This window comes from Leifsonia sp. HAY1-4F (assembly GCF_056755275.1).
On sequence record NZ_JBNDHX010000010.1, the window covers coordinates 22949 to 41087 of the forward strand.

General features: G+C 71.3%; 17 protein-coding genes. 7 read left to right on the forward strand and 10 right to left on the reverse strand.

Translation table 11 applies throughout. The features are described from left to right. The first annotated feature begins 46 nt into the window (after nucleotides 1-46). Nucleotides 47-1141, forward strand: coding sequence for a GTP 3',8-cyclase MoaA (moaA, locus tag ACPYOG_RS03695; RefSeq protein ID WP_481292908.1), 1095 nt, complete (start codon nucleotides 47-49; stop codon nucleotides 1139-1141). Continuing rightward, nucleotides 1134-1379 carry a MoaD/ThiS family protein gene (locus tag ACPYOG_RS03700; RefSeq protein ID WP_481292909.1) on the forward strand — a complete coding sequence of 82 codons (246 nt, stop codon included), beginning with the start codon at nucleotides 1134-1136 and terminating at the stop codon, nucleotides 1377-1379. The genes moaA and ACPYOG_RS03700 overlap by 8 nt, the downstream gene beginning before the upstream one ends. 162 nt (nucleotides 1380-1541) lie before the next feature. On the opposite strand, the gene ACPYOG_RS03705 is transcribed toward ACPYOG_RS03700, so the two are convergent. Genes ACPYOG_RS03705 through ACPYOG_RS03745 form a run of 9 tightly spaced genes read right to left on the reverse strand, consistent with a single transcriptional unit; the run spans nucleotide 1542 to nucleotide 10150 of the window. Next, nucleotides 1542-2633 carry a sulfate/molybdate ABC transporter ATP-binding protein gene (locus ACPYOG_RS03705; RefSeq protein ID WP_481292910.1) on the reverse strand — a complete coding sequence of 364 codons (1092 nt, stop codon included), beginning with the start codon at nucleotides 2631-2633 and terminating at the stop codon, nucleotides 1542-1544. Next, nucleotides 2630-3448, reverse strand: coding sequence for an ABC transporter permease (locus tag ACPYOG_RS03710; protein WP_481292937.1), 819 nt, complete (start codon nucleotides 3446-3448; stop codon nucleotides 2630-2632). The genes ACPYOG_RS03705 and ACPYOG_RS03710 overlap by 4 nt, the downstream gene beginning before the upstream one ends. A gap of 53 nt (nucleotides 3449-3501) precedes the next feature. Next, complete coding sequence (gene modA / locus ACPYOG_RS03715; protein WP_481292911.1) at nucleotides 3502-4293, reverse strand: molybdate ABC transporter substrate-binding protein; 792 nt, start codon at nucleotides 4291-4293, stop codon at nucleotides 3502-3504. Further along, complete coding sequence (locus ACPYOG_RS03720; RefSeq protein ID WP_481292912.1) at nucleotides 4290-4700, reverse strand: TOBE domain-containing protein; 411 nt, start codon at nucleotides 4698-4700, stop codon at nucleotides 4290-4292. Before ACPYOG_RS03720 ends, modA begins: the two co-directional genes overlap by 4 nt. 52 nt (nucleotides 4701-4752) lie before the next feature. Beyond that, nucleotides 4753-5166, reverse strand: a complete 414-nt coding sequence (locus tag ACPYOG_RS03725) for a molybdenum cofactor biosynthesis protein MoaE (RefSeq protein WP_481292913.1) — start codon at nucleotides 5164-5166, stop codon at nucleotides 4753-4755. After that, complete coding sequence (gene moaCB, locus ACPYOG_RS03730; protein WP_481292914.1) at nucleotides 5163-6206, reverse strand: bifunctional molybdenum cofactor biosynthesis protein MoaC/MoaB; 1044 nt, start codon at nucleotides 6204-6206, stop codon at nucleotides 5163-5165. The genes ACPYOG_RS03725 and moaCB overlap by 4 nt, the downstream gene beginning before the upstream one ends. Beyond that, nucleotides 6203-7432: a molybdopterin molybdotransferase MoeA gene (locus ACPYOG_RS03735; RefSeq protein ID WP_481292915.1), complete on the reverse strand. Its 1230-nt coding sequence runs from the start codon at nucleotides 7430-7432 to the stop codon at nucleotides 6203-6205. The genes moaCB and ACPYOG_RS03735 overlap by 4 nt, the downstream gene beginning before the upstream one ends. A gap of 31 nt (nucleotides 7433-7463) precedes the next feature. Next, nucleotides 7464-8594 (reverse strand): ThiF family adenylyltransferase, encoded by a 1131-nt coding sequence (locus ACPYOG_RS03740; protein WP_481292916.1) that lies wholly within the window; start codon nucleotides 8592-8594, stop codon nucleotides 7464-7466. A gap of 29 nt (nucleotides 8595-8623) precedes the next feature. Continuing rightward, the gene (locus tag ACPYOG_RS03745) at nucleotides 8624-10150 is read right to left on the reverse strand and encodes a molybdopterin-dependent oxidoreductase (RefSeq protein WP_481292917.1); all 1527 of its coding nucleotides are present in this window, start codon (nucleotides 10148-10150) and stop codon (nucleotides 8624-8626) included. Nucleotides 10151-10237: 87 nt separating this feature from the next. On the opposite strand from ACPYOG_RS03745, the gene ACPYOG_RS03750 reads away from it, so the two are divergent. From ACPYOG_RS03750 to ACPYOG_RS03760, 3 genes are all read left to right on the forward strand, one after another. Further along, nucleotides 10238-12844, forward strand: a complete 2607-nt coding sequence (locus ACPYOG_RS03750; protein WP_481292918.1) for a DEAD/DEAH box helicase — start codon at nucleotides 10238-10240, stop codon at nucleotides 12842-12844. A 154-nt stretch (nucleotides 12845-12998) separates the two neighbouring features. Then, a complete protein-coding gene (locus tag ACPYOG_RS03755) occupies nucleotides 12999-14213 on the forward strand; it encodes an inorganic phosphate transporter (RefSeq protein ID WP_481292919.1) in 1215 nt (404 codons plus the stop codon). Next, entirely contained in the window at nucleotides 14210-14542 is a 333-nt protein-coding gene (locus tag ACPYOG_RS03760) for a peptidase (RefSeq protein ID WP_481292920.1), read from the forward strand. Before ACPYOG_RS03755 ends, ACPYOG_RS03760 begins: the two co-directional genes overlap by 4 nt. 14 nt (nucleotides 14543-14556) lie before the next feature. On the opposite strand, the gene ACPYOG_RS03765 is transcribed toward ACPYOG_RS03760, so the two are convergent. Beyond that, on the reverse strand, nucleotides 14557-15834 hold the full coding sequence (locus ACPYOG_RS03765) for a uracil-xanthine permease family protein (RefSeq protein WP_481292921.1): 1278 nt from the start codon (nucleotides 15832-15834) through the stop codon (nucleotides 14557-14559). A 112-nt stretch (nucleotides 15835-15946) separates the two neighbouring features. On the opposite strand from ACPYOG_RS03765, the gene ACPYOG_RS03770 reads away from it, so the two are divergent. Both ACPYOG_RS03770 and trmB read left to right on the forward strand, forming a co-directional pair. Further along, the gene (locus ACPYOG_RS03770; RefSeq protein ID WP_481292938.1) at nucleotides 15947-17395 is read left to right on the forward strand and encodes an NCS2 family permease; all 1449 of its coding nucleotides are present in this window, start codon (nucleotides 15947-15949) and stop codon (nucleotides 17393-17395) included. A gap of 34 nt (nucleotides 17396-17429) precedes the next feature. Beyond that, entirely contained in the window at nucleotides 17430-18128 is a 699-nt protein-coding gene (gene trmB / locus ACPYOG_RS03775) for a tRNA (guanosine(46)-N7)-methyltransferase TrmB (RefSeq protein ID WP_481292922.1), read from the forward strand. Nucleotides 18129-18139 lie beyond the last annotated feature (11 nt).

The window sequence follows — 18139 nt, forward strand, 5'->3', positions numbered from 1 at the left end:
TCTACGGCGGACTCGGTCTCCCGCCCCGGCCGGGTTATGGTGGAGCATGACCGCCGTCAACCTGGGACTCCCGCTGCGCGCGCCCGCGCCCGCGGTGGTGCCGGGTGCGGTGCCGGAGCTCGCTGGGCGGCCGGCGCATCCCGGCCTGATCGACCGCTTCGGGAGGGTCGCTCGCGACCTCCGGGTCTCGGTGACCGAGAAGTGCTCCCTGCGCTGCACGTACTGCATGCCGGCCGAGGGTCTGCCGGCGATCCCGCGCGACGACCTGCTGAGCGCGGCGGAGATCGCCCGTCTGGTCGGGATCGGTGTGCGCGAGCTGGGGGTGCGCGAGGTGCGCTTCACGGGCGGCGAGCCGCTGATGCGCGCCGACCTGGCCGAGATCGTCGGCCGCTCGGCCGCGGTGGCGCCCGGCGTCGACCTCTCCATCACGACCAACGGCATCGGGCTGGACCACCGCATCCACTCTCTCGTCGAAGCCGGACTGACGCGGGTCAACGTCTCGCTGGACACCGTCGACCGCGAGCACTTCGCCCGGCTGACCCGCCGCGACCGGCTCCCGGCCGTTCTCGCCGGCATCCGCGCCGCCCACGACGCCGGCCTGACTCCGCTGAAGCTCAACGCCGTGATGATGCGCGAGACACTGCACGACGCGCCGTCGCTGCTGGCCTGGGCGCTGGAGAACGGGTGCCGTCTGCGTTTCATCGAGCAGATGCCGCTCGACGCCGACCGCTCGTGGCTGCGCGAGAACATGGTGCCCGCCGACGAACTCCTCGCCGTGCTCGGCGAGCGGTTCACCTTGACCGAGGCCGGGCGCGACGACCCGCACGCGCCGGCCGAGGACTGGCTGGTCGACGGGTGGATGCTCAACGGTGCGCCGGCGACGGTGGGCATCATCGCCTCCGTCACCCGCTCGTTCTGCGCCGCCTGCGACCGCACCCGGATCACCGCGGAGGGCACGGTGCGCTCGTGCCTGTTCGGGGACGACGAGACGGATCTGCGGGGGCTCCTGCGCGGCGGAGCCGACGACGACGAGATCGCCCAGTGGTGGCGAGCGGCGATGTGGGGCAAGCAGGCCGGGCACGGGATGGACGCGGCCGGGTTCGCCCCGCCCAAGCGCAGCATGGGGGCGATCGGTGGCTGAGGTGCTGGTGCGGTACTTCGCCGCGGCCGAGGATGCGGCCGGACGAGGGGAGGAGCGCGTCGAGCTGGCAGACGCCACGGTCGGCGGGCTGCAGGCGAAACTCGTCGCGCGCTACGGCGAGCCGATGGAGCGGGTGGTCCGCTCCGGCTCGTTCCTCGTCGCCGGGGTGGTCTCGCGCGACCCCTCGCGGGAGCTGTCCGGCACCGTCGATGTCCTGCCGCCCTTCGCCGGGGGCTGAGCGCCGCCGACATTCGTGACGAATGTGGGTTCTGACGCTCTGTAGGTGCGCATTCGTGACGAATGTGGGCTGCTGGCTTCTGTCGGGGTCAAGGGCGACATTCGTGACGAATGTGGGTTCTGACGCTGCTCAGGGCCACATTCGTGACGAATGTGGGATTGCTCAGGCGGGGTAGATGGCGACGGCGTCCTCGGGGACGTGGAGGGTGATCGCGGCGCCGACGCGCAGGCGGAGGTCGGCGAGGACGCCCGGAGGGACGAGGGCGATCAGGCGGTCGGTCCGCACCCGGACGAGGTCGGCCTGCGGCTCGAGCGCCGTGATGGTGGCCGGGATGCGTGCGCCGTCCTCGGGCGGATGGACGAGTCGGCCGGCCGAGCTCGGCGAAGCGCCGGCACTGGCGCCGGGGCCGTCGGCCGGGGCGAGGCGCACGGCCGACGGACGGATCGCCGCGAGCGCCGGCGCACCGACAGCGAGGCCGTCGACCGCCTCGCCGGGCAGGTGCATCCCGCCGCTCGTGTGTATGCCGGCGCTCGTCCGCACACCGTGCAGGAGCGTCAGCCCGGAGAGCTCCGCGGTGAACGGATGCCGTGGTCGCTCCAGCACCTGACGGGTCGGACCCGCCTCCACGATACGGCCGTCGTGCATGACCGCGACGCGGTCGGCGAGGAGGTACGCGTCGAGCGCATCGTGGGTGACGAGGACGGTCGTGCGGCCGGGCAGCACCTCTGCCAACGTGCCGCGGACCTCTGCGGCGACGGCGACATCGAGCGCCGACAGCGGCTCGTCCAGGAGCAGGAGGCTCGGCTCGGCCGCGAGGGCGCGGGCGATGGCGACGCGCTGCGCCTGCCCACCGGACAACTCCCCGGGCCGGCGGTCGGCGAACGCGGTCGTTCCGGTGCGTCCCATCCACTCGGCCGCCCGCTTCGCCGCCTCGGCCCGTGAGGCACCGGAGGCTCGCGGACCGAACGCCACGTTGCTGCGGACGCTGAGGTGGGGGAAGAGCAGGGCGTCCTGGGCGAGCAGGGCGACGCCGCGCCGGTGCGGCGGCAGCCACTCGCCGGGCAGGTCGAACAGAACGTCGTCACCCAGCGAAGCCCGGCCCGTGTCCGGGCGGAGGAGGCCGGCGAGCATCCCGAGCACCGTGGACTTGCCTGCACCGTTCGGGCCGAGCACCGCGAGCGTCTCACCACGTGCCACCGTCAGCTCGACCACGACGTCACGGGAGGCGAGGGAGGCGGTCATCCGCAGAGTCACGTGGCGCTCCGGCCGGCCACCCGGATTCGTGTCCCGGGCCGGGGCCGGAGGCCCTCGCCGGCTCCGTGCGCGAGGGCGACGACGACGATCGCGACCGCCACGAGCACGAGCGAGAGGGCGGCCGCGGCCTGCGGGTCGTTCTCGCGCTGCAGGTAGATCTCCAGCGGGAGGGTGCGCGTCACTCCCTGCAGGCTGCCGGCGAAGGTGAGGGTCGCGCCGAACTCGCCCAGCGCCCGGGCGAACGACAGGATGGCGCCGGAGACCACGGCGGGAAGCACCAGCGGCAGGGTCACCCGGAACAGCACGGTCGAGGGACGCGCGCCGAGCGTCGCGGCGACGGCCTCGTACCGCTCGCCGGCCGACCGCAGCGCGCCCTCCAGGCTCAGGACGAGGAAGGGCAGCGCGACGAACGTCTGCGCGATCACCACCGCCGGGGTGGAGAACGCGACGTCGAGCGTCCCGCCGAGGAGGCCGCGCCGGCCGTACAGGGCGAGCAGAGCCAAGCCGGCGACGACCGGAGGCAGCACGAGCGGGAGGAGCACGATCGCGCGCACCACCCGACGCCCGGCGAAGGGGACGCGCGCCAGCACGATGGCCATCGGTACGCCCAGCACCAGGCAGCCGACGGTCGCGAGCAGCGACGTGCGCAGACTGAGCAGCAGCGCATCCACTGAGGATGCCGAGGTGATCAGCGGGATGAAGTGCAGCCAGTCGACGTGGGCGGCGATCGCCACGAGCGGAAGCAGCACGAAGAGTCCGCCGACGGCTGCGACGGCGACGATCCAGCGGGGGACTCCGAGACCCAGCGCGCCCAGCCCGCGGCCGCCCAGCCCGCGGCCGCCCCGCCCGCGGCTGCCGGCCTCCGTGCTCACGGGGCGCCGAACCCGGCGGCCGCGAGCGCCTTCCGCCCGGCTGGACCGGTGACGTAGGCGATGAACGCCGCAGCTCCGCCCGCGTTCGATGCATGGGCGACGGCGGCGATCGGGTAGACGTTCACCGTCTTCGCGGCCTCGGGGAACGGGATGGACTCCACCCGTGCGCCTGCGCCCTCCGCATCCGTCCGGTAGACGATGCCCGCATCCGCTTCGCCCGAGCTGACCTTGCCGAGCACATCGGTGACCGAGGACTCCTCGCTGACCGCATGCAGGGTGACCTCCGACGACTTCTCGACGGTCGCCGTCGCCGCGCCGCACGGCACCTGCGGTGCGCAGATCACGGTCTTGATGGAGGGGGACGCGAGGTCGGCGAAGCGTGTCACGTGCGCGGGGTTCCCGGGAGGCACGACGATGGCGAGGACGTTCGTGGCGAAGTCCACGGGCGAGCCTTCGATGACCTCTCCCGCGACGGCCTTGCGCATGTTGGCTTGATCCGCCGAGGCGAAGACGTCGGCGGGCGCGCCCGCGGTCAGCTGGGAGACGAGGTCGGAGGACCCCGCGAACGAGAAGGTGACCTCGGCGCCCGGATGCGCGGCCTCGTACGCTGTGCCGAGCGCCGTGAATGTCTTCGTGAGGGAGGCGGCGGCGAAGACGGTGACGGTCCCGGTGACTTTGGTGTCGGACCTCGTCGGCGGAGGCGCTCCGGCGGAGGCGGCGCTGCAGCCGGCGAGCGCGACCGCGGCTGCGGCGAGCACGGCCGCGGACGCAACGCGTGTGCGCCTCATCGCGTGGCCGCCGTGCCGGGAGCCTCCACGATCACATTGGTCGCCTTGACGACGGCCACCGCGACCGATCCCAGTTCGAGGCCCAGCTCGCGGACCGCCTCGCTGCTGATCAGGGACACCACGCGGTGCGGACCGCACTGGAGCTCGACCTGGGCCATCACCCGGTCCATGACGATGTCGGTCACCAGGCCGACGAAGCGGTTCCTCGCCGAACCGCCGGCGCCGGACGGATCGTCGGGCAGCACCGCGTTCTGCTTCGCGAGGCGGGCGAGCTCCAGGCCGTCGACGACACTGCGACCTGCGGCGTCGTGCTCGCTCGCGAGCACACCTCCCTCGATCCAGCGACGGACGGTGTCGTCGCTCACGCCGAGATAGAGGGCGGCATCCCGGATCCGTATCTGCGGCATGAAAACTATCGTAGAGCCGCGGATGCGGATGGGGAAGCGAAGGGACCGAGGGTCAGAGCCCGACCCACTCCGACTCGCCGTCGGTGAAGTGCTGTCGCTTCCAGATCGGGACGCGCGCCTTGATGATCTCGACCAGCTCGGCGCAGGCAGCGAACGCCTCGGTTCGATGGGGTGCCGCGACCGCGGCGATCAGAGCGAGGTCGCCGATCGTCAAAGAGCCGACGCGGTGCTGGGCGGCGACCCGCAGCCCTGTCGTCCGCGCCACCTCCTCGCAGCACTCGCGGAGGAAGCCCTCGGCCTCGGGATGCGCGCGGTAGTCGAGCGACACGACGCCCTTCCCGCCGTCGTGGTCGCGCACGACACCGCGGAACGAGACGACGGCCCCGGCCTCCGCCTCCCAGACGAACTCATCGACCGTGGACGGGTCGAGCGGGTCCCCGGTGACGGCCGCCAGTACGTGGCTCATGAGTGATCGCCTCCCCGCAGCTGGTCCAACAGGTGCGGGAGGAGCTCGTCCAGGACGGCGAGGCCGTCCACCACGCCGCCGCGCGAGCCCGGCAGATTCACCACGAGCGTCGAGCCGGCAACACCGACCAGCCCGCGGCTCAGGGCCGCCAGCGGCGTGGCCGCGGCACCCCGGGCACGCAGCGCCTCGGCCACGCCGGGGAGCTGCCGGTCGAGGACCGCGGCGGTGGCCTCCGGCGTGCGATCGGTGGGGGAGACGCCGGTGCCGCCCGTGCTGATGAGCACCCGGGGGCGTTCGGCGACGGATTGGCGCAGGGCCGCATCCACGTCGGCGTCCGCGACCACGCGCACCTCGGCCGGGAGGCGCCGCTCGGCCAGCCAGTCGGCGATGACCGGACCGGTCACATCCTCGTAGACGCCGGAGGCGGCGCGCGTAGAGGCGACGAGAACGATGGCGGGAACGGTGGTGCTCGTCGACGGCTCGATGCTGCGGCCGCGCTCCGCTGTCGCCGCGCTTTCCGTGCCGCCTTCCATGGTTGCGCCGCCCTCCGTGGGCGCAGCCTCGGCATCCCTCCGCCAGTCACCGCGCTTCCCGCCGCTCTTGGCGACGAGCCGCACGTCCGTCAGGCTCGCGGCCGGGTCGACCGCCTTCACCATGTCGTGGAGGGTGAGCCCGGCGACCGCGACGGCCGTGAGCGCCTCCATCTCGACGCCCGTGCGCCCGTGGGTGCGTGCCACCACCTCGATCTCGATGACGCCCGCCTCCGCATCCAGCTCGAAGTCGACGCGGACGCCGTTCAGCGGCAGGGGATGGCAGAGCGGGATGAGCTCGCTCGTCCGCTTGGCGCCGCCGATCCCCGCGATGCGGGCGGTGGCCAGCACGTCGGCCTTGGGGAGGTCGTCGGCCGCCACGAGGCGGATCACCTCGGGTGTCGTCACGAACCGCCCGCGTGCAACGGCCTCGCGGTCGGTCTCCGGCTTGCCTCCGACATCGACCATGCGGGCGCGGCCGTCGGCGTCCAGGTGGGTGAGCTGCGTCATAGCGTCCAGACTGTCACGACCGAGCCCGCGTCGAGCGACTCCGTCTCGGTGGGCAGGTCGATGAGCACGTCGGCCTTGGCCATCCCGGCGACCAGGTGCGACGACGGGCCGGAGACCGGGGCGACGCCCCCCGCATCGTCCAGGCGTCCGCGGAGGAACTGGCGCCGGCCGGCCACCGACCGCACCCCCTCGCTCAGCGCGGCCTGCCGCGGAGACACCGCGGGCAGCCCGGCCGCTTCGCGCAGCGGCCCGCGCAGGAAGACGACGAACGACACCTGCGTGCTCACCGGATTGCCGGGGAAGGCGAGGACCGGCACCCCGTCCACTACGGCGGTCGCCTGGGGGCCGCCGGGCTGCATGGCGACCGTGGTGACGTCGGCGCCGCGCGGGAGCAGCACCTCCCGCACGACCTCGTAGGCGCCCTTCGAGATCCCGCCGGAGGTGATCACGAGGTCGCTCTGCCGGAGCGCATCGTCGAGGACGCGCTCGAACGCCTCCGGGGCGTCGTCGCTGCTGGCACGCACCGAGACGACGGCGCCGGCCTCCTCCACGAGCGCCGCGAGGGCGATGCTGTTCGCGTCGTAGACCTGGCCGAAGCCGGGCGCTCCGTTCGCGACGAGCTCCGATCCGGTGGTCAGGATGCCGACCCGCAGCCGCGCGCGTACCGCCACGTTCTCGACCCCGGCCGCTGCGAGCGCGGCCAGGTGATGCGGACCCAGCCGGGTGCCTGCCGCGACCAGGATGTCGCCGCGGCGGACGTCGCTGCCGCGCTCCCGCACGTACTCGCCGGGAGCGCGCGAACGCCGGACCTCGACCACCGCCCCGGCGAGGTCGTCGTCGCGGCCCAGCACCAGCTCCGTGTCCTCGACGGGCACGATCGCGTCGGCCCCGCTGGGCACAGGCGCGCCCGTCATGATGCGGAGAGCCGTGCCGGGGACGAGCGTCACCGGGACCGTGTGACCGGCCGGGATGTCGCCGCTCACCTCGAGGGCGACGGGCACCGAGTGGATGTCGGCCGCGCGTACGGCGTAGCCGTCCATCTGGGAGTTGCGGAACAGCGGCAGGTCGACCTCCGACCGCAGCTCGTCCACGGTCACCCGGCCGACGGCGCGGTCGAGCGGGACGGTCTCGGCTGCGGGTTCCTCGGAGAGCGGCTCGAGCATCCGCGCCACGATCCCGGCATGCTCCTCGACGGTGCGCGCCGGCGCGGAGAGGTCGCGTGTCATACGCTCAGTATCCCGCGAAGGGGCGTGCCGGTCAGTACCGGGGGACCTCCGGGTCGACGTCCCGGGACCAGGCGTCGATCCCGCCCGCGAGGACGACGCCGCGCGTCCCCACCTCGGCGAGCAGCCGCCGGGCGGTCTCCGCCCGGATCCCGAGGTGACAGACGATCACCAGTGGATCCGCGGGCAGCCGCACCGCGACACCCGCCGGGTCGGCCTGCACCACCCGCAAGGGAACCAACAGCGACCCGGGGAGCGACGCGACGTCCGCCTCCCATGGCTCCCGCACATCCAGCAGCGTGTGCGGCTCACCCGCGAGCAGGCGCGCGTGGAGCTCCGCCGCCGACATCGTGTCCGTGACGCCGCAGAACAGGTCGTAGTCGATCAGCTCCGTCACCGGCGCCGCCTGCGGATCGCGTTCGTACGCGAGCTCGCGGAACGTCCCGCGCAACGCATCGTGCACGACGACGCGGCCGAGGAGCGGTTCGCCGGTCCCGGTCACCAGCTTGATCGCCTCGCCCACCAGGAGGCTCCCGATCACCCCGCACACCGAGGGCAGCGCGCCGGCCTCCGCGCAACTGGCGACGGTGCCGGGAGCCGGCGGGACCGGGAACAGATCGCGGTACGTCGGTCCCTGCGCCGCCCAGCTCAGCCCCGCCTGTCCACCCGTCTGGTGGACGGCGCCCCACACGACCGGGATGCCGGCGAGCGTCGCTGCGTCGTCCACCAGGTACCGGGTGGGGAAGTTGTCGCTGCCGTCGAGCACGAGGTCGAAGCCCGTGAGGATCCCTCGCGCGTTTCCCGCGGTCAGCCGCTCGGCGAAGATCCGCACCTCGGTCTCGGCGTCGAGCGCGTGCACGGCTGCGGCGGCCGACTCCACCTTGGATCGCCCGAGGGCGGCAGGGGTGTGGATGCTCTGCCGCGGCAGGTTGCTCAGCTCGACCCGGTCGTCGTCCACGATTCCGATCGTCCCGAATCCGGCCGACGCCAGGAGCGGGAGCACGGCGGATCCGAGTCCGCCCGCGCCCACGACGAGCACCCGCGCGTTGCGCAGGCGGCGCTGGGCGAGCGGTCCGAATCCCGGCAGCTGCGTCGTGCGCGCGTACCGCGCGGCGCGTTCGAGGCTCAGCTCGGGCCCGGGTTCGACCAGAGGTGGAAGGGACATGTCCTCAGCCAATCACACTGCGCCGGCGCTCACGCCACTGTCACCTGGATGCTGTGCAGCCCCGTCGCACCGTCGGGAACGACGTCGCGGACCGTCGAGGTCTGCACCATCCCCTTCGCGTCGGTCGCCCGCACCCGCAGTGTGTGGGTGCCGGGGGTCGCCTGCCAGGCGTACCGCCACTGGCGCCAGGTGTCGGGGGAGATCGCGTCGGCGAGCGTCGCCTCCTGCCATTCGCCCTCGTCCACGCGAACGTGCACAGCGCTCACGCCCACGTGCTGCGACCAGGCGACTCCGGCGACGGTGACCGTCCCCGCGTTCACCTGTCGTCCGGATGCGGGCACGTCGATTCGCGATGACAGCTTCACCGGCCCGCGCTCCGACCAGCCGCGGTCCGTCCAGTACGCCGTGTGCTGGTCGAAGCGGGTGACCTCCAGCGAGACGACCCACTTGGTCGCGGAGACGTAGCCGTACAGCCCGGGCACGACCATCCGCACCGGGTAGCCGTGCTCGAGCGGCAGCGGCTGCCCGTTCATCCCGACCGCGAGGATGGCGTTGCGCTCGTCGGTGAGGGCTTCGATCGGGGTGCCGGCGGTCCAGCCGTCCTGGCTCGTCGAGAGGACCATGTCGGCGTCCGGCTTCGGCTTCGCGCGGGCGAGGAGATGCCGGATGGGGTAGCCGAGCCAGGTCGCGTTGCCGATGAGGTCACCGCCCACCTCGTTGGACACGCAGGTGAGGGTCGTCGTGGACTCTTCCAGGGGGAGCGCCAGCAGTTCGGCGAAGGTCAGGTCCACCTCGTGCTCGACCATCCCGGTGATCTTCAAGCGCCAGTCCTCCGGCGCGATACCGGGGATCTGCAGAGCCGTATCGATGCGGTAGAAGTCGGCGTTCGGCGTGATGAGCGGCGAAAGGCCCGGGATGTCGAACGACGCCCCCGGCGGAATCGGGGGCGCCGTGCGCGCGGGCCGCGGCAGGTGGAACGCTGCTCGGGCGGCCGATGCCGCGCGGAAACCGCCTGCGACCGCCTGGCCGACCACGAGTGCGACCGCCCCTGCCGCGGCGGTCGCCGCCGTGGTGGTGAGGAAGCGCCGCCGGCTCACGCGCCCGAGCGGAGCCACGCGCGTCGGCTGCGTGTCGCGCAGGATCCCGATGAGCCAGCCGAGCAGCAGGATGCCGACCAGCGCCGCGAGGGCCGAGGGCACCGCATCCACGATTCCGTTGCCCGAACGCGTGACAGCCGCCAGCACGCCGACCGCGCCGCCGACCCCGATCAGGATGCGGCCCACCGGCGGCCGCACGCGCTCGAGCCAGCCGGCCAGCCCGGCGCCGATGATGACGACGACGGCCAGCGACACGATGAGGAAGGCCTTGTCGCCGGTGCCGAACAGGCCGATCACGGCCTCCTTCACCCATCCGGGCGCGAGATCGATCAGCAGGGCGCCCACGGTGAGGACGGGACTGCCGTTCTGCACGACGAACGCGCTCACCAGCTCGGCGGCGCCCACGCCCGCGAGAACGCTCGCGACGCCGGCACCTGCCGGCCGCCAGAAGTCCGTCATGGGGTAAACGTAGAGCCGCCGGCTGTGTGGCCGCCAATAGCGGATGCGGGCGCGGCACATGCGCGAGCATGGGAGGCTGGGGGCATCATGTCCGACACCACCACGTCCACCGCTCGACGCCTGCGCCTCGAGGACATCCCCGGCTGGGCGGGTCCGGGCTCGGTGTCGGAGGACGCCGTCTACGACACCTTCGTCGAGTGGGTGGAGGCGGGCGGCATCCGGCTGTACCCGGCACAGGACGAGTCCGTGATCGAGGTCGTCGGGGGAGCGAACGTCATCCTGAGCACGCCCACGGGGACGGGGAAGTCGCTGGTCGCCGTCGGCGCGCACTTCGCAGCGCTGGCCCGTGGGGAGCGCACGTACTACACGGCGCCGATCAAGGCCCTGGTGTCGGAGAAGTTCTTCGCGCTGGTCGAGATCTTCGGTGCCGAGAACGTCGGTATGACGACCGGCGACTCCTCCGTCAACGCCGACGCGCCGATCATGTGCGCGACCGCGGAGATCCTCGCCAACCTCGCGCTGCGGCACGGAGACGAGACGCCGGTGGGGCAGGCCGTCATGGACGAGTTCCACTTCTACTCCGACCCGGAACGCGGCTGGGCCTGGCAGGTGCCCCTCCTCACGCTGCCGCGCACGCAGTTCGTGCTCATGTCGGCCACGCTGGGGGACGTCACGGCGCTCGCCGCCGATCTGGAGCGCCGCACCGGGCGCGCCACCGCGACCGTGACCGGCGTCGAACGTCCCGTTCCCCTGCACTACTACTACGAAGTCACCCCGGTGCACGAGACCATCGAGGACCTTCTGAGCACCGGTCAGGCGCCTGTCTACGTCGTGCACTTCTCGCAGCTGGCGGCGCTGGAGCGGGCTCAGTCGCTGTCGAGCGCCAAGATCGCGAGTCGGGAGCAGCGGGATGCGATCGCCGCCGCCATCGGCGAGTTCCGGTTCACGACGAGTTTCGGCAAGACGCTCTCCCGGCTGCTGCGTCAGGGGATCGGCGTGCACCACGCGGGGATGCTGCCCAAGTACCGGCGTCTGGTCGAGCAGCTGGCCCAGCGCGGGATGCTGCGGGTCATCTGCGGGACCGACACCTTGGGCGTCGGCATCAACGTCCCCATCCGGACCGTGCTCCTCACCGCCCTCACGAAGTTCGACGGGACACGGATGCGGCAGCTCAACGCCCGCGAGTTCCACCAGATCGCGGGCCGGGCCGGGCGCGCCGGCTACGACACGGCCGGAACGGTCGTTGCGCAGGCCCCCGAGCACGAGTCCGAGAATCTGAAGGCCATCGAGAAGGCCGGAGACGACCCCAAGAAGCGTCGCAAGATCGTGCGGAAGAAGGCTCCGGAAGGCTTCGTCTCCTGGGGCGAGCCGTCCTTCCGCCGGCTCGTCGAGGCCGAGCCGGAGACGCTCACCTCGTCGATGCAGATCACCAGCGCGATGCTCATCAACGTGATCGGCCGCGGCGGCGACGTCTTCCGGCATGTGCGCGAGCTCGTCTTCGACAACCACGAACCCCGGAAGCGGCAACTCGCGCTCGCCCGGCGCGCGATCGAGCTGTACCGGTCGCTGCTCACCGCCGGCGTCGTGGAGGCGGTCCGCGAGGGCGGCGAGGTGTGGATCCGGCTGACGGTCGACCTCCAGCCCAACTTCGCCCTCAACCAGCCGCTGTCGCCGTTCGCGCTCGCCGCCTTCGAGCTGTTCGACGCTGAGTCGCCGGTGTTCGCCCTCGATATCGTCTCGGTCGTCGAAGCGACCCTCGACGATCCCCGGCCGGTGCTCTCGTCGCAGCAGTTCAACGCGCGCGGCGAGGCCATCGCCGCGATGAAGGCGGACGGCGTGGAGTACGAGGAGCGGATGGAGGCGCTCGAGGAGGTCACGCATCCGAAACCCCACGACGTGCTGCTGCACGAAGCGTTCGCCACCTACGCGTCCAGCCAGCCCTGGGTCGCCGACTTCGAGCTGAGCCCCAAATCGGTCGTGCGCGACCTGTACGAGCGGGCCATGACGTTCGGCGAGTTCATCGCGTTCTACAAGCTCGCGCGGTCGGAGGGCGTGGTCCTGCGCTACCTGTCCGACGCGTACCGGGCGCTCAACCAGACCGTCCCGCTCGATCTCCGCACCGAAGAACTGCGCGACATCATCGAGTGGCTGGGCGAGCTGGTCCGGCAGGTCGACTCCAGCCTGCTCGACGAGTGGGAGGAGCTGGTCCACCCGGATCTCGCCAGGCACACCGCAGAGACGGCGGAGCTCAGCCCCCCGGCGCCCCGCAACGTCACCACCAACCGCCGTGCGTTCTTCGTGCTGGTGCGCAACGAGCTGTTCCGCCGCATCCAGCTGGCCGCGCTCGACCGCGTCGCCGACCTCGGGATGCTGGAGGTAGAGGCGGCAGCACTGACCGGAGCCGAAGGGCCGGGCGCCGCGGCGCCCCCGTTCACCGAAGCGCAGTGGGATGCGGCCCTCGAGGCGTACTACGCCGAGCACGACGAGATCCTCACCGACGCGTCCGCGCGGTCCGCCGCCATGCTCCTCGTCGACGAGAAACCGGACGGGCAGGAAGGCCTCTGGCGGGTGCGCCAGATCATCGCAGACCCCGAGGGGGATCACGATTGGGGGATAACGGCCGATGTCTTTCTCGAAGACTCGGCACGTGAGAGTGTCGCCGTAGTGAGAGTCGTCTCCGTCGGCCCGCTCTGATCCGTCGGCAGCCCGGGTTTGACCTCGCCAGGAGGTCGTGCGAGCATCGGATCGGCGTTCTAACGGCGCCAGGTCATGTGCATGAATTTTCGATGAATCCCTCGCGAGGGACAGCATCCGACAACGAGGCAGCGTCAACGCGGGAAAGGGAACGGTGGACCTCACCCTCATCGTCGTGCTGGTCATCGCGCTGGCGCTCTTCTTCGACTTCACGAACGGCTTCCACGACACGGCCAACGCGATGGCGACCCCCATCGCGACAGGGGCGATGCGACCCCGGGTGGCCGTCGCGCTCGCCGCAGTGCTCAACCTGATCGGCGCCTTCCTGTCGACAGAGGTCGCCAAGACGATCTCGGGCGGAATCATCCGGGAGGGAAGCGGTGGTGTGCAGATCACGCCGGTCCTGATCTTCGCCGGACTCGTCGGAGCCATCGTCTGGAACATGGTGACCTGGCTGTACGGACTCCCGTCGTCCTCCAGCCACGCCCTCTTCGGCGGGCTGATCGGAGCGGCCATCGTCGGCGCCGGCCTCCAAGCCATCGATTTCATCGTGGTGCTCGACAAGGTCATCCTGCCGGCGCTCATCGCACCCTTCACGGCCGGAGTGGTCGCCTGGGGCGCGACCAAGCTCGCGTACTGGATCACCCGGCGCTACGACGGCCGCCCCGACGGCCGCGGCGGCTTCCGGTACGGGCAGATCTTCTCGTCGTCGCTCGTGGCGCTCTCGCACGGCACCAACGACGCGCAGAAGACCATGGGCGTCATCACCCTCACCCTCATCGCCGCCGGGATCCAGCCGCTCGGCTCGGGCCCGCAGATCTGGGTCGTGATCGCCTGCGCGATGGCGATCGCCCTCGGCACCTACTCCGGTGGCTGGCGCATCATCCGCACGCTCGGCCGCGGCCTCACAGATGTCAAGCCGGCACAGGGCTTCGCCGCCGAGACCAGCACCGCCGCCACGATCCTCGCCTCCAGCCACCTGGGCTTCGCTCTCTCGACCACGCAGGTGGCGTCCGGCTCGGTGATCGGTTCGGGCCTCGGCCGCCGTGGCTCGTCGGTGCGCTGGGGGACCGCCGGCCGCATCGGTCTCGGCTGGCTCCTCACCCTGCCGTCCGCCGCGATCGTGGGCGCGGCCGCCGGGCTGCTCGCGAACCTCGGACCGGTCGGCGTGGCGATCGACCTCGTTATCGGCCTGGCCATCGTGGTCTACATCTTCTGGCGGGCGAGCCGCAATCGCGTCAGCAGCGCGAACGCGGTGGCACCGCTGCCGGTCCAGGGCAGGAGCGACGTCGCTGCTTCCGGCAAGGTCGTCAAGATCGAGAAGGTGAAGCCGCTCAAGAGGCAGCGGCCGAAGAAGGAGTCCGCATGATCGACTGGGCCGCCTTCGTCGTCGTCTTCGCCGCGTCGCTCATCGGCGCGTGCGTGGTCGTGGCGCTCTACGCGCTCGGGACGCGGCTGCTCGCCGTCGCCGGCCGGGCGCTGTTCGTCGAGCCGGTCGAGTTCACCGACGCGATCACCGTGCTGACGCCCGAGAGGGCCGCGAAGCTGCAGCGCAAGGCGGAGAAGGCGCAGCGGAAGAACCCGCTGAGCACCGGTCAGAAGCGGCTGGCTCTCGCAGCCGCCTGCGCCTGCTTCACCCTGTGCGGCCTCGCGGTGCTCTACGGGCTGTACCTGATCATCCCGTTCTTCCACCAGTAGGCGGGGTCGTCGGCTCAGTCGGTCCCGCGGGCGCGGGAGACGGCCGCCATCACGTGGTAGACGACGATCGCGGCGATGGCGCCCAGCGCGATCCCGTTGAAGGTGAGCCGGCCGAGATTGAGCGTGAAGTCTCCGATGCCGATGATGAGTGCCGTCGCAGCGGTGAACTGGTTCGTCGGCTTCGAGAAGTCGACCTTGTTGTCCAGCCAGATCTTGACGCCGATGACGCCGATCAGGCCGTAGAGCGCCGTCGTGACGCCGCCGAGAACGCCCGGAGGGATGGTGGCGATCACCGCTCCGACCTTCGGCGACAGGCCGAGCAGCACGGCCACGATGCCCGCGACCCAGTACGCCGCTGTCGAGTAGACGCGCGTCGCGGCCATCACACCGATGTTCTCGCCGTACGTCGTGGTGCCGGAGCCGCCGAAGAACCCGGCGATCGTGGTCGCGACGCCGTCGGCGAGGAGCGCCCGGCCGGTCACCCGGTTGACGGACGGGTCGGTGAGCTGCGCGACGCCGCGGATGTGCCCGACGTTCTCCGCGATCAGCACGAGCACCACGGGGAGGAAGGCGGGCAGGATGCCCCAGGTCGATGCGGGAGCTGTGAACGGGTTCGCGGGCAGCGTGAACTGCGGGAAGCCGATCCATGCCGCCTTCGCGACGTTGCTGAAGTCGACCTGGCCGGCGAGGACGGCGAAGACGTAGCCGACGGCGACGCCGAGGAAGATGGACAGCCTCCCGAGCATTCCCCGGAAGAGCACCGTGCAGAGGATGACCGCGGCCAGCGTGACGAGAGCGGTCACCGGCGCCTTGGCGAAGTTCGCGCCGGCGGCCGGTGCGAGGTTGAACCCGATCAGGGCGACGATCGCTCCAGCCACGACCGGGGGCATCAGCGCGTCGATCCAGCGCGTCCCCGTCAGCACGACGATGAGGCCGACCAGGGCGAGGAGCACGCCGGTGACCACGATCCCGAAGAGAGCCGACGGCATCCCGTGCGCCTTCGTCGCCGCGATGATCGGCACGATGAACGCGAACGACGACCCCAGGTAGCTCGGGAGCCGGTTCCCGGTGATCACGAGGAACAGCAGCGTCCCGACGCCCGAGAACAGCAGGGTGGTCGCAGGCGGGAATCCGGTCAGCAGCGGCACGAGGAAGGTGGCTCCGAACATCGCCACGACATGCTGGGCGCCGAGTCCGATCGTGCGCGGCCAGGTCAGCCGCTCGCCGGGGAGCACGATCTCGTGCGCTCCCACTTTCGTGCCGTCGTTGTGCAGGGTCCAGGGCAGTGCCATGCGTGTCCTTCGTCAGGTGGGAGTCGGAATAGGCTGGTGCTGCGCAACTCGCGCATACTCGACCGACCTGAGTCTTCGCCGGGCACCGCCCACCGATCCTACGGGAGTCACCATTTCCGCTACGACCAGCGCGCCCACGAAAACCACGGGGCGTTTCGACCGCTTCTTCGAGATCACCGCACGGGGCACCACCTGGGGCACCGAGGTGCGCGGCGGCGTCCTCACCTTCGTCACGATGGCCTACATCGTCATCCTCAACCCGCTCATCCTGGGCGGGACGAAGGATGTGCTGGGCCACGCGCTCGGCACCTCGCAGGTCGCCGCCGTGACGGCCCTGAGCGCCGGCGTGATGACCGTGTTGTTCGGCCTGGTCGCGCGACTGCCGTTCGCGTTCGCTGCGGGACTGGGGATCAACTCGTTCCTCGCCGTCAACGTGGTGAAGATCCTGAGCTGGCAGGAGGCGATGGGCCTGGTCGTCATCAACGGGATCATCATCGTGGTGCTGTCGGCCACCGGCCTCCGCAAGCTGATCTTCAACGCCGTGCCGGCACCGCTGAAGACGGCGATCACCGTCGGCATCGGTCTGTTCATCGCGTTCATCGGACTGGTCGACAGCGGATTCGTGCGCACCACCGGATTCTCGTCGCCTCCCGTGCAGCTGGGTGACGCCGGTTCCATCGCCACCCTGCCGACGATCACCTTCCTGATCGCCCTGGCGATCATGGGCGTGCTGATGGCGCGCAAGGTCAAGGGCGCGCTGCTCATCGGCATCGTCGGGGCGACGGTGGTCGCGATCATCGCCGAGGCGATCTGGCACGTCGGCCCGTCGATGGGCAAGAACCCCGCCGGATGGAATCTCACCGTCCCGCAGCTGCCCACCTCGCTCGTCTCCCTGCCCGACCTGAGCCTCGTGGGCCACGTGGACCTGTTCGGCGCGTTCGGCCGCATCGGCGCCCTCGCCGCGACCATGCTCATCTTCACGCTCGTCTTCACCAACTTCTTCGACGCCATGGGCTCGATGACCGGCCTGGCGCGCAGTGCGGGCCTGGCGAACGAGGACGGCACCTTCCCGCGCCTCCAGTCCGCGCTGATCGTGGAGGGTGTCGGCGCGATCGTCGGCGGTGGCACCTCCTCGTCCTCCAACACGGTGTTCATCGAGTCGGCGTCGGGGATCGGTGAGGGAGCCAAGACCGGCTTCGCCAGCGTGGTCACCGGCGCGCTGTTCCTGCTCGCCATGTTCTTCACGCCGCTCACCCAGGTCGTGCCGCTGGAGGTGGCTGCCGCGGCCCTGGTGATCGTCGGAGCCCTGATGGTCGTCCAGATCCGTCACATCGATCTGAGCGAGTTCTCGGTCGTGCTGCCCGTGTTCCTGACGATCATCGTGATGCCGCTCACCTACTCCATCGCCAATGGCATCGGCGCAGGCTTCATCAGCTGGGTGGTCATCCGCTCGCTCGCCGGAAAGGGCCGCCAGATCAGCCCGCTGCTCTGGGTGGTGGCGATCGGATTCCTGGTGTACTTCGCCCGTGGGCCGATCGAGGGCCTGCTCGGGCACATGTAGCAGCACCGGTCCGGAGCGCTGCGACAATGGGGGGATGGAACCGACCCCCGCCGTCCGGCCGCGCAGCTTCGTCGTCCGCGGCCGTAAGACCGAGGCGCAGCGCCGTGCGATCGACGACCTGTGGCCGACCTTCGGCCTGGACTTCGACGGCTCGCCGCTCGACCTGGATGCGGTCTTCGGCCGCCGCGCGCCGCGGATCGTGGAGATCGGCTTCGGCAACGGCGAGAACCTGCTGACGCTCGCCGAACGGCATCCCGATCGCGACGTCCTCGGAATCGAGGTGCACGGCGCCGGTGTCGGCCGCGTGCTGGGCGCGATGCGGGATCGGGATGTGCGCAACATCCGCATCGTCCGGCACGACGCCGTGGAGGTGTTCGAGCACGGGCTCGCCCCAGGGTCCATCGACGAGATCCTCATCTTCTTCCCGGACCCGTGGCCGAAGGCACGGCACCACCGGCGGCGCATCGTCCAGCCTGAGTTCGCCCGGCTTCTCGTGCGCGCGCTCGCGCCGGAGGGCGTCCTGCGGCTCGCCACCGACTGGGAGCCGTACGCGGAGCACATGATCGAGGTGCTCGACGCGGAGCCGGGTCTCACCAACCTCGCCGGCGAAGCCCGTTTCGTCCCGCGCCCCGAGGACCGCCCGGTGACCAAGTTCGAGCGCAGGGGCGAACGTCTCGGTCACGCCATCTTCGACCTCGCCTACCGCCCCAGCCGCAGAGCCTCCGCGCGCTGAGCCGAGCGCCG